At 43.7% G+C, this 11,157-nt stretch carries 10 protein-coding genes and 2 pseudogenes; 4 read left to right on the forward strand and 8 right to left on the reverse strand.

From position 1 onward, the window contains the following. Positions 1-137 precede the first annotated feature (137 nt). Positions 138-791, reverse strand: coding sequence for a HupE/UreJ family protein (locus tag O9290_RS14075; protein ID WP_002757827.1), 654 nt, complete (start codon positions 789-791; stop codon positions 138-140). A gap of 14 nt (positions 792-805) precedes the next feature. Then, complete coding sequence (locus O9290_RS14080) at positions 806-1,732, reverse strand: class I SAM-dependent methyltransferase (RefSeq protein ID WP_159251428.1); 927 nt, start codon at positions 1,730-1,732, stop codon at positions 806-808. Between the two features lie 341 nt (positions 1,733-2,073). On the opposite strand from O9290_RS14080, the gene O9290_RS14085 reads away from it, so the two are divergent. Continuing rightward, positions 2,074-3,270 carry a homocysteine biosynthesis protein gene (locus O9290_RS14085; protein ID WP_002757823.1) on the forward strand — a complete coding sequence of 399 codons (1,197 nt, stop codon included), beginning with the start codon at positions 2,074-2,076 and terminating at the stop codon, positions 3,268-3,270. On the opposite strand, the gene O9290_RS14090 is transcribed toward O9290_RS14085, so the two are convergent. Beyond that, on the reverse strand, positions 3,259-3,489 hold the full coding sequence (locus tag O9290_RS14090) for a hypothetical protein (protein WP_043998916.1): 231 nt from the start codon (positions 3,487-3,489) through the stop codon (positions 3,259-3,261). The genes O9290_RS14085 and O9290_RS14090 overlap by 12 nt on opposite strands. 624 nt (positions 3,490-4,113) lie before the next feature. Here O9290_RS14090 and O9290_RS14095 point away from each other — a divergent pair. Beyond that, positions 4,114-5,634, forward strand: a complete 1,521-nt coding sequence (locus tag O9290_RS14095) for an ammonium transporter (RefSeq protein ID WP_002757821.1) — start codon at positions 4,114-4,116, stop codon at positions 5,632-5,634. A 144-nt stretch (positions 5,635-5,778) separates the two neighbouring features. On the opposite strand, the gene O9290_RS14100 is transcribed toward O9290_RS14095, so the two are convergent. Together O9290_RS14100 and lipB are read right to left on the reverse strand one after the other, a co-directional pair. Further along, positions 5,779-7,041 (reverse strand): pentapeptide repeat-containing protein, encoded by a 1,263-nt coding sequence (locus tag O9290_RS14100; RefSeq protein ID WP_002757820.1) that lies wholly within the window; start codon positions 7,039-7,041, stop codon positions 5,779-5,781. Position 7,042: 1 nt separating this feature from the next. Then, positions 7,043-7,711 (reverse strand): lipoyl(octanoyl) transferase LipB, encoded by a 669-nt coding sequence (gene lipB, locus O9290_RS14105; RefSeq protein ID WP_002757819.1) that lies wholly within the window; start codon positions 7,709-7,711, stop codon positions 7,043-7,045. 75 nt (positions 7,712-7,786) lie between these two features. Here lipB and O9290_RS14110 point away from each other — a divergent pair. Both O9290_RS14110 and O9290_RS14115 read left to right on the forward strand, forming a co-directional pair. Beyond that, positions 7,787-7,987 (forward strand): annotated as a pseudogene (locus O9290_RS14110) (DUF2887 domain-containing protein); the annotation flags it as partial. 45 nt (positions 7,988-8,032) lie between these two features. Continuing rightward, a pseudogene (locus O9290_RS14115) lies at positions 8,033-8,284 on the forward strand (DUF29 domain-containing protein); the annotation flags it as partial. Positions 8,285-8,337: 53 nt separating this feature from the next. Here O9290_RS14115 and O9290_RS14120 read toward each other — a convergent pair. From O9290_RS14120 to O9290_RS14130, 3 genes are read right to left on the reverse strand one after another with little or no spacing between them, the layout of a single operon-like run. Beyond that, positions 8,338-9,672 (reverse strand): flotillin family protein, encoded by a 1,335-nt coding sequence (locus O9290_RS14120; RefSeq protein WP_002757817.1) that lies wholly within the window; start codon positions 9,670-9,672, stop codon positions 8,338-8,340. Between the two features lie 28 nt (positions 9,673-9,700). Beyond that, on the reverse strand, positions 9,701-10,042 hold the full coding sequence (locus tag O9290_RS14125; RefSeq protein ID WP_002757816.1) for a hypothetical protein: 342 nt from the start codon (positions 10,040-10,042) through the stop codon (positions 9,701-9,703). Between the two features lie 48 nt (positions 10,043-10,090). Beyond that, entirely contained in the window at positions 10,091-10,657 is a 567-nt protein-coding gene (locus O9290_RS14130) for a hypothetical protein (RefSeq protein WP_002784990.1), read from the reverse strand. Positions 10,658-11,157 lie beyond the last annotated feature (500 nt).

An 11,157-nucleotide genomic window follows, 5' to 3' on the forward strand; every position in this document is an offset into this window, starting at 1 on the left:
TGGAGGGATCGGGGGTAAAATTCAGGTACTTTTTCCCTGAAAATTAGGTAACTGACTACCTCAAAATCGGTAAAACCCTACACCCCACACCCCACACCCCACACCCTGCCCCCACCAACAAACTTTTTCAGCAGACCCTACTTAATTCCCACTAAAAAAGTTGTACCGATCGCCATAATTGCCAATCCGATGAACTTACTAATTAGAGTCGCTTGCTTGGCTAATTTTTCCTTAATGACACTGCCAAGGAAAAAAGCACCAGATGCGATCGCTAATTGGATGACGGTAAAACCGATTAAATAGGCAACTAAAGCGGCAACTCGCGCCCCGATAATTGATTCTCCGTAGGCATAACCGTGGAAAATTCCCGCAATCATTGCCAGAGTTGCCAGAGCGATCGTATAGAGATTAGAATGAGTTTGTAACCCTTTTTTCAGGGTTAAAACCACGCCAAAAATTACCACAGAAAGGGCAACAATCCCTTCAGGAAAAAGTAAATTTATTCCCTGTAAATGAATACCTGTGCCGATTAAAGTGGCAATCGCAAAAGCGAGCGGAATTAATAAACCCTGTTCCATCCCCACAGCAATTAAACCACTAGCCACCACAAAAGCTAAATGATCTAAACCGATAATTGGGTGAGCTAAACCCGATAAAAATCCGTTCCAAAAATTATCGGGAGTTTGCCCTGCCATGGCATGATGGGCAAGGGTTTTGCTGGCAAAAATTAACAGGAAGAGAGGGACAATAGTTAATATCTTTGTCCAGCTTTGACGAAAAATTATCTTCATTGATTACCTCAAAATTATGATTCGGAAACCCGCGCAACAATCGCCCGATGTCGGGGACTGGTGGGGGTAATGATCGGTGCTTGAAACCCCGCTTCAACTAATGCCTGTTCGATATCGAGAGTAAAATATTGATCGAGATAGGGTTCGGTACTCTTGAGTAAGGTGAGGACATAAGGGGGCATTTTTCGATAAATTTCCGAGCGCGGATTCATATCCATCAGCGTCAAATAACCCCCCGATCGCAATAAACGACGCGCTTCGGCGAAAATTTCTCTAGTAGCCTGTTGGGGTAGTTCGTGGAACATTAAAAACGAAGATACCAGATCGTAGGACTGACTGGGTAATTGAGTTTTTTCCGCAGCCGCGTGTTGCCATTGAATCGTCTTTTGTTTTTGTTGAGCCTGGTATTGAGCAACGGCTAAATAGTAGGGAGAGAGATCCAACCCAGTTACCCGGGCTTGAGGATAAGTATCTTGCAGTGCGAAGCTGCTCATGCCGACACTACAGCCTAAATCGACAATATCGTTAATTTCTGCCTTGATTTGCTCTTTTAATATCCGGTGATATTCCCGCCGCAATCGCGGATCGCCGTCAATCCCCGCCCCGGGCCAGATGGTAGAATGAACAGCATAGGCGGCAGATTCTACCTCAAAAGCTGGCAACCAGTCTAAATTGCCCTTTTCGTAAGCGTGGAAAGAACAAACGTAGTATTCGGGATAGACGAGATCGGGATTTTCTACCGCTTGCAGTTCCCGACTCCAATCCCGTTGCTGCCATTGTTTGACGGTTTCCCGCCAAGGTACGCCTAGTTTTTCGGCTCTTTTAATCATCATATTGCGGGCCTGATAGCGAGCGATGTCAAAAAGCGGTTTTATGCCGAGAATACGGTTAACTAGACCAGAAACAGGATTAAAGGAGGCCGGAACGGGTGTAACTGTCATAGAAAAGCTTCGATCGTAAATTTTCCCTTTTTTATCTTATAACAGTGATCAGTCATCAGTAATCAGTAATCAGTAATCAGTGAAAAGACAGCATTGTTACGGCCATTTAATACTGCTGAGTTAATACCACTCACTTAAAACCCAAATTTTCGATAACTGTTTACTGACAACAGCAAAAAGCTCCCTAACCCCCATCTTGCCAATTTTTAAGTAGGTAGGTGTTGAAAACTTTCAGATGCCCCCCTTATTAAGGGGGGATTAAGGGGGGATCGGCACCCCCCTTATTAAGGGGGGATTAAGGGGGGAGCCATCTTCAATTTAATTATAACCAGCTACTTATTATGAGAACAATCGCTGAAATCAACGACAAAATTGCTAAAAAAACGGCTGTAGTCTGGACAGTAGAGGAATTAAAAAGCCGCGTGAGCGAGATGGGAATTAAGGAGGTTTTTTCCCAAGTAGATGTGGTTTGTACGGGAACTTTTGAACCGATGGAATCTTCGGGGGCAATTATTAATTTAGGTCAGACGGATCCGCCGATAAAAATTCGTCAATGTTGGTTAGATGGGATTCCTGCTTATGCTGGTTTTGGGGCGGTGGATTTATATTTAGGAGCCAGCGCTATTAGTGATCTAGCGGCCAAAAATGAGAATTTAGAGGGAGAAAATCCCGAAAGGGGCGGCGGACATATTATTGAGGATTTAATCGCTGGAAAATCGATTCAATTGCGCGCTGTCGGCCAGGCCACTGATTGTTATCCTCGCACTTCTTTTGAAACGATTATTTCTAAGGAGACTATCAATCAATTTTATCTTTTTAATCCTCGCAATCTCTACCAGAATTTTATCGTCGGAGTCAATGGGGGAGAGCGGACTTTATATACTTATTTGGGACCACTACAGCCGCGATTAGGTAATGCGGTTTATTCTAACCCCGGGGCAATTTCTCCCCTGTTAAATGACCCAGATTTAGAGGCTATAGGCATCGGTACGCGCCTTTTTTTGGGAGGAGGAATCGGTTATATTGCCTGGGAAGGAACCCAACATTTTCCCCTGCAAAAACGCCTACAAAATCGAACTCCTATTGGACCGGCTTCCACCTTAGCCTTAATTGGTGATGCTAAACAAATGAATGCTCGCTGGGTGCGGGGTTGTTATTTCAAAAATTATGGGGCTTCTTTAATGTTAGGGGTAGCAGTACCGATTCCAATTTTAAGCGAGGAAATAGTTCGACATTGTGCGGTAAAAGATGAGGAAATTGTCGCTCCAGTGGTGGATTTTTCCATTCCCCGGCGAGTCCGTCCTACCTTTGGTTTAATCACCTACGCTAAACTAAAAAGCGGTCGGATTATGATCGAGGGAAAAAGTGTTAAGGTGGCTCCTTTGGCCAGTATTTCCTTGGCCCGGGAAGCCGCTTTAGAATTAAAAGCACTGATCGAATCGGGAGAATTTACCCTCACAGAACCCGTGGCAAAAATTAATCTAGAGCGAACTTTTATCCCCCAGGATCGTTGGGGTGGAAAATTATCAATTGAGTGAGGAATTAAGGGATTGCGTGCAGGTGGCACAACTACAATTAAGATGACGAAAAATCGGATTTTCTTCCCCAGTTGTCTTGGCGATAATCATGTCACCTAAGTTCTCGGTGTTGAAACTAGGATGAAAGGACTCTGGGGCAGCTTGTACGGAGTTAGTGGTAACTGCTAGGGCTAATAAACTAGCGGAAGCAGTGGCAAGAATAAAGACTTTTTGATTCATAAGTTTGCGGGAATTATTGGCCATGAATACCACTGATTATAGCACCCTGCTTGCCGATGAGGAGATATTCTAATCATAAGAGTCAGAGAGGGCTAACCGTCAAATTAGCCAGATTGCGAATTTCTACTTTTTGTTCTTGGGCGGCAATTTCTCCGGCTTTTTGTAACAACTTGAGGGCGCTTTCCTTAATTCCGCTTTCCCTAAAAGGGCGGGTAATACTAAATCCTGTTTAAAAGGTATTATTAGGAGAATGGGAAGCGGGAAGCGGGGAGAAACAATCCAGATCTTGCGGATTTTTGCTTAACTCATCCCGATAGTTTCTGAATATCGGGAGCGGATTTTGTCGGTGAATCAGCACGAAATTGGGCGTAACCACCCGCTAAAAAAACGGTTTTACCCACGCCGCGTTGACCGATACCGAGTAAATTAAAAGGGGGGGGTTGTTGTGGGTGATAATATTTTCATGAGCAAATTACAGCGTTTCTCAGATACATGAGGTTGGTTCTTGCATCTGAAATACTTGATTATCGACGATTGGTCTGTGCTTCACCTTTACGAGAAAGGCTGTAATAGAGTAATCTAATTAGCTAATCGATCAATTTTTGGCAAGCACCTCCCAATTTAATGACAAAAAAGACAGCTTATCATCTTAATACACCCATAATTATACCCACGATCGCCTGTTTAGCCATTCTGTTAATTCTCGTGATAGCAGAAATTAGCGTGGCCCAGACGGCAACTAGCGACAATAGCGAGGCTTTATACCGAGAATTAAGGGTGAAAATCGATACTTTATGGGTAATTTTCACCGCTTGCCTTGTCTTTTTTATGAATGCCGGCTTTGCCATGCTAGAGTCTGGTTTTTGCCGCTCGAAAAATACCGTTAATATCTTAACCAAAAACTTAATTGTTTTTGCCTTGACAACGATCGCTTTTTGGTCTTTTGGTTTCGGCTTAATGTTTAGTCAAGGTAACGGTTTTGTCGGTCTTAGCGGTTTTTTTGTGCTAGGAGCCGATAATAGCCCCAATACTGGTCTCAACTATCTTGGCATCTTTCCCTCCCTTTCTTGGGCGGGCATACCTCTACAGGCTAAATTTTTCTTTCAATTAGTCTTTGCCGGCACTGCGGCCACGATTGTTTCGGGGGCAGTGGCCGAAAGAATCAAATTTCTGGCTTTTTTCCTGTTTAGTCTGCTATTAGTGGCTTTTATCTACCCGATCACCGGTCACTGGATTTGGGGAGGAGGTTGGTTAGCGCGGCTCAATTTTTGGGATTTTGCCGGTTCTACGGTAGTACACACGGTCGGTGGTTGGGCCTCTCTCGTCGGGGCAGTGTTATTGGGGCCGCGTCTGGGCAAATATCAAGGCAGTAATTCCATGGCACTACCCGGTCACAATCTCACCCTCTCTACCCTCGGCTGTTTTATCCTCTGGTTAGGTTGGTTTGGTTTTAACCCCGGTTCCACCCTGGCGATGGAACCCGAGGCTATTTCCCGCATCCTCCTCAACACTAATATGTCGGCGGCCACCGGCGGCATCGCCGCAACCCTAACCGCTTGGCGCTATTTCGGTAAACCAGACCTCTCGGTGATTATCAATGGCATTCTCGGTGGTTTGGTGGCCATTACCGCTGCCTGTCCCTATGTACAGATCGGTTGGGCGGCAATTATCGGCATGATCAGCGGTATTTTAGTGGTTTTGAGCGTCGATTTCTTCGATCGCCTCCAGATTGACGATCCGGTTGGGGCGCTATCGGTACATCTAGTCTGTGGTTTGTGGGGAACTTTTGCGGTAGCTTTATTTGCCGCCGGTATCGAGGCTAATTTTTATACCCAGGGACCGGTGAGGGGATTACTGTTGGGGGGAGGATTACCGGCAATTAAACAGGTATTCGTGCAACTTTTGGGCTGTGCGGCAGTTAGTCTTTACACTGTAATTGTCAGTTGGTCAGCATGGAAGGCGATCGATTTTTTCGTCGGTTTAAGGGTATCGACGGAAGCAGAATTGAGAGGACTGGATCTGAGCGAACACGGTTTACAAGCTTACAGTGGTTTTCTGTTTAAATCCGACCTTGCCCATAAGGTCTCGGCTATTATTCCCAAAAGAACCATTATTCCTCCCAAAGATCGGGGAGCGGATAAGTAGTCTGGCAAAATTAATTTCCTAGTCGAGACTCCAATTCAGTGATCAGTGATCAGATGTGAGTTTTCACTGTTGCCCCTTGCCTTCAGAAGCTGACTACTGACTCCTAACCAACCACGACAATTTTTGATTTTGACCGGAGTCCCCTTATCGACCTAAAAGATTGGCAATATCAGCACATCCCCCCGGAATAGTTGCCCGCGACTTTTCCCCACACCAACGACAACAATAGTGACGTTGTTCCTCGCTCATATTTTTCACCCCGGTAAAATTGACATTTTCTACCACTGCTCCCGTGTGTTCTCCGCTGTCATAATTGGGGGGAACGGTACGACTGCGGGGGGTAGCATTTTCTAGGGAACCATAAAATAAACGCATCCCTTTCATATCTGCCCCTCTTAAATTAGCTTCGTAGAGAATTGTCCGCGATACATTTGCTTTCACCAAATCGCTATAACTTAAATCGGCCCGCACCATATTCGCTTCGCTTAAATCCGTCCAGCGCAAATCCTGCCCAGAAATGTCGGCCCCCGCTAACATTACCCCCAATTGTACTACTCTTGTACCGAACTCTCGATCCTCCGCATAACCCCCTTCCCCGTCTAGAATCGGTCTGCCTAGATAACGATCGCGTTTAATCGGTGATAATAGCCGCGATTGACTCAAAAAACGCAGTATTTTCGCTTTTCCAGAGGCATCGACACTGCTGAGGATGGAAGCGGTGCGACCTTCTGCGATCGCTCTTTCCTGGGGCCAATCTTCTAAAAATCCCTCCTCATCCAAGGCTAGATCGGAAATGCCCTGAAAATAGGAATCGATCGTCTGTTGTTGGGTAATGCGATTTTGCTGTATGGTTAAATCCTTAGAAATAACGTACTGTTCCCAGGCCACATAGACGGCTAACACGGCGATCATAATCTGTCCCAAGGCCCCCACCCACTCGGCCCAGGAACCAAACTCATCGTATTTAAAACTCTCTAACCATCGCAATATTCGCCCGTAAACTCCTAAATATTTCCCTAATCCGGCCAGAGCAGCTATAAAAACTATAAAGGCAAAAACCGTCTGACGTTCAGAGGGAGTGAGATAATGGGCGATCCACTGGCGAATAGAGGGCAAAATCACCTGTAAAGATATTAATATCGCTACTATCGCCCCAGAAAAGCCTAACCAGTCCCAGCTAAAGACCAGGCCGATGGTCATCACCATCAGGGGGGCCAGTAGTAACCCCGCATTACCCGGTCGAAGATCTTTTAATAGTAGGATGCGCTGACGCACGGGATTACGCGAAGATAAAGAGGAGACGTATTCAGAAGCATCGGGGGGCGATAAACTGGTTTTACCGTTATTTTCGGGGTTATCGTCCCTATTTTCCGCGGCGAGTTTTTCTGGGTCTTTGCGATCGCTCATGTTAATCCTTGTCAAGAGAAAATAATTCCACACCGAAAACTGAGGCGAAAACTCTCGATAAATCTTGCTGTACTTGCATAAGACTAATATTAGGCAGAAACTGCCGTAAACTGCCCACGGGTTTATTAGCAATCCCACAGGGAATAATCTCGGCAAAACCGCTTAAATCTGGACAAACATTGATGGCAAAACCATGATAGGTAATCCAATGACTAACTTTAATACCGATCGCCGCTATTTTATACCCTTCTACCCATACCCCCGTCAGGCCCGCGATTCTTTCCCCCGACAATCCATAAATAGCGATAGTTTGCAGGATGACTTCTTCCAATTGTCGCAAATACCAGTGTAAATCCTGCCGATAATAGCGCAAATTGAGGATCGGATAGCCCACTAACTGCCCCGGACAGTGATAGGTGACTTCGCCTCCTCGCTCGATTCGGTACACTTCTTTGTCGGTTTTGTCAAGATTAAATTTAATAAACTTAATATCTGAACCAGTACCGAGGGTGTAAACGGGGGGATGTTCCAGCAGCAGCAGCACATCGGGTAAGTCAGGATTAGCAATTCTCGCCTCCACCAGCGATCGCTGGTGCGACCAAGCGAGAGAATAGGGAGTAATTGCCTGAATTTTTAGCCCACAGAGACGAGGCATTTTTTGAGCATTCATCGAGAGATGTGATTGTTCAAATTATTTAAGAAATGTGGAAGATCACCAAGGAAAATTAAAAGAAGGGAAGAAGAGATGTTGGGGAGAATAATAAGCACTAATCTAAAGTTATCTCATCTATCATCTCTTGGGATCAGTATCCTCCAGTTTATCCTCATCGGCGCAAAAAAAGCACCAAAACAAGTTCAATCCTTGATTGAGCAAACCCACCAACAGGTTGTTGACCCTAACAATCAAAGAAATGTTATCGAGTTAATCGAGAAGATTATTATCTACAAATTTACTCACCATGGCACTGCTCTAAGATGGAGACAATCAATTATGCTAGGTGTTCACGCATTAAAACAACTCTATGAGATTGATGACTCTCAATGGCTAGGAGAAACCATTAGCCTACTCAGAAATCATCAATTTCAACAGCTAGACTTAGAACATTTAATCGAGGAATTAGAGGATTTGGGCAAAGAAAAGAAAAATGCTGTAGCCAGTCTTTTAGAACAGGTTATCCGCCATTTATTATTCCTGCAATACTGGAGCAAGGAAGCAGAATATAAGACAATTTATTGGCAGGAATAAATCGATAACTTCCGTACTCAATAAAATCAGGCTAGTATGTTTTCTGACTGCTATTTTTCAATTTTATTGGTGAGAGTTCCGACCACATCAATACCGAGGGTTTGATGGACACTGGCGAGGAATTGATTGACGATTTCGGGATAGACTTTAATCAGGGTAGCAAGGGATTTACCATCACCATTATCAACAATATTAACTCGCTCGAGGTGTAAGCGTTTAGGAATTTTGATCGCTTCTTCTAGGATAGTTTCTAACTGTTGAATCAAGAAAATTGCCTCTGCTTCGCTGCCGGTATTTTGCCAGACTTCCGCGAATAATTCGTTAACCAAGGCTTCAGCTTTGGCATTTTCTTCAAAAATTGCCGCTTCTCCTCTAGCGCGGAAAGTTTCGGCTTCCTGCTGCGCTTCTGCGGGTAAAACTTGATCTGCTTGGAGACGTAATCTTTCTAATTCTGCTCTGACCTGTTGCAATTTTTCCTCAACTATAGCACGTTTTTCCTTAGCGGCGGCGATAGTTATTTCTTCTTCCGATTTTGCCTGTTGTTCCAGTTTTGCCTTTAACTTTCTCAATTCGTTTTCTTGCTCTAAAATGATAATTTGATCGCGGGTTTTAGCCACGGTTGCCTGTTCCTCACATTCCGCGACTATTTGTTCAGCTTCATTGAGTGCATTTGATTCAGCAATTTCAGCATCACGCATGACTAAAGCGATTCTTTCCCGTCCGAGGGAGTTAAGATAATCCACGTCATCGGCAACATTTTGAATTTTGAGAGTATCAATTTCTAAACCGAGTTTAAACAGATCTTGACTGACGTTACTGGTAATACTTTCGGCAAATTTTAGGCGATCTTCGTTCACTTGTTCTGGGGTCATTGTTGCGACTACACCCCGCAAGTTTCCTTCTAAAGTTTCTTTAGCTACGCGAATAATTTCTTCTCGATCTCGATCTAAAAAACGTTCGATCGCATTGCCGACTATTTCAGGTTTAGAACTAACTTTCACGTTAGCAATTGCCACGATATTCAGGGGAATATTGCCCTTAGAATAGGCATTTTTAATCTCAATTCTGATCGGGGTTGTGGTGACATCCATGCGTTTAACGGTTTCTAAAATTGGAATACGAATCGCCCGACCCCCCGATATCACTCGATAACCTGCATCTTGTCTATCTTTTGATTTGCGTTTCATCCCACTCAGGATTACTACTTCATTGGGTTTGCAAATACACAAAAAAGCATTGATAAACCAAATCGCACCAATCCCCAGAAATATCAATAAAGCAATGGGAACACTATTCAACAATAAATTACCAGCACTGTTGTTGTGATTGTTGTCGTCTTGATTGGGATTGATTTGGATGAGATAGGAATTATTTTGACTATTCATAGTTAGTTACCCTTTGGTTTAGAAGAAATTACAAATCGCCTCTGATATACTTTTCCGCAATGACTAAAACTTTATTGTCCTGGAAATTGAGGATAAATGCTTGATCCCCGACATTAAATTGTTCTTCCCCTTCCGTTATCGCTACTATATCGATCAGACTATCCCCGACATTAACTCGCACTTTCCCCTTGCTATTTTTATCGAAGGGGATTTGAACAACTCCGATTAAACCGATGAGAGAGTGATAATCGACGATACTATTTACCTGTTGGTTGCAGCGTCTTAACTTGACTAAAATTAGGAGTAGAATGGCCAAACCAATACCTACCCCTAAAGAAATTAAAACGATTGTGAGCAGTTGAGCATTCATAGTTTAGTTATTTACCGTTATAGTTGCCCCCAATCTAATTAACGTTAACTAATTCGAGACTTCGGCCATTTCAATCACGCGATCAGCATTATCTTTGACCAAAAAATTTAAAGGTTTATTGCGACGAACTTTATACTTTAAGCGTCGTGATTCCACCCGCATCAGAATTTGTTCTAAACAATCGTGATCAAAACAAACGTGACGATGACGATCCTTATAACCCGCGGTTGCTCCAGCAACGATGTGCAGTTGGGTATTTTTCTTTAACTGATACCATAAACCCTGGGGTTGATCTCCCAAAGAAGGGTTGGCAGTAGTCACAGCCGGATTACTAGACATATAAAATGGGTCAATCATATTATTGCCCATCGTCTGCTCATAATTGTAATAGTAATGGAGGGGGACATCGGCCGTGGGTAAATTTAAAAGTCCTTCATAAAATTGTCGGGCTGTCTCCAAATCTGTCACCATGATTGTATGAACTTTTGGGGCGCTAGTTAGAAACATCCACATGGCTAAAGCATAAGCGGCCAGAAGCATAACCATAATCCCCTGGGTGGACAGGAGAGTATCAAGGGGTAGGAAAGCGCCGAAGAAAAGATGATTTATCAACACTGATGTGATCCTATTGCCTAAGAATTTCTATCATTCCCTAATTATAATCACGACGCTGAAACTTAAGTGAACAGGGTGAGGAGTGACCAAGTTCCGTACATTTGTATTAAAATGCTCCCTACCCAGTTTAAATGCAGTACAATTGACCTCAAATTCTCCTATGGGATGAATAAGTAGCTGGTTATAATTAGGGCTTGCTGAATAATGGTAAAACCCTTTTAAAATAAAGCTTTTGACCTGTTAAAGTCCGATGTTAGTGCAAGAAAATAGGATTGGGACTTTCAAAAACCTTGCATTATCCTTCTTATAGTACATCGATTGGTAAAAAAAACAAGGGCAACAAAGCCTGAAACGACCGGCTCCTGACGACCGGCTACTGACTCCTACCCCCAGGAAAAACTTTTTCAGCAGACCCTAATTAAATTAAAAATGGATTTTAGCTTCGATCCCCCCTTAGTACTAGGGTTGATTCATAGTAGGGTTGATTCATGAATCAACCC

It is taken from the genome of Microcystis sp. LE19-41.2A, assembly GCF_027530405.1.
GTDB classification, from domain to species: Bacteria; Cyanobacteriota; Cyanobacteriia; order Cyanobacteriales; family Microcystaceae; genus Microcystis; species Microcystis aeruginosa.

What these genes read in the sequence shown, in the direction of transcription:
- O9290_RS14075 (WP_002757827.1), bottom strand. Translation starts at nt 791, where the DNA reads ATGAAGATAATTTTTCGTCAAAGCTGGACAAAGATATTAACTATTGTC.
- O9290_RS14080 (WP_159251428.1), bottom strand. Translation starts at nt 1,732, where the DNA reads ATGACAGTTACACCCGTTCCGGCCTCCTTTAATCCTGTTTCTGGTCTA.
- O9290_RS14085 (WP_002757823.1), top strand. Translation starts at nt 2,074, where the DNA reads ATGAGAACAATCGCTGAAATCAACGACAAAATTGCTAAAAAAACGGCT.
- O9290_RS14090 (WP_043998916.1), bottom strand. Translation starts at nt 3,489, where the DNA reads ATGAATCAAAAAGTCTTTATTCTTGCCACTGCTTCCGCTAGTTTATTA.
- O9290_RS14095 (WP_002757821.1), top strand. Translation starts at nt 4,114, where the DNA reads ATGACAAAAAAGACAGCTTATCATCTTAATACACCCATAATTATACCC.
- O9290_RS14100 (WP_002757820.1), bottom strand. Translation starts at nt 7,041, where the DNA reads ATGAGCGATCGCAAAGACCCAGAAAAACTCGCCGCGGAAAATAGGGAC.
- lipB (WP_002757819.1), bottom strand. Translation starts at nt 7,711, where the DNA reads ATGAATGCTCAAAAAATGCCTCGTCTCTGTGGGCTAAAAATTCAGGCA.
- O9290_RS14120 (WP_002757817.1), bottom strand. Translation starts at nt 9,672, where the DNA reads ATGAATAGTCAAAATAATTCCTATCTCATCCAAATCAATCCCAATCAA.
- O9290_RS14125 (WP_002757816.1), bottom strand. Translation starts at nt 10,042, where the DNA reads ATGAATGCTCAACTGCTCACAATCGTTTTAATTTCTTTAGGGGTAGGT.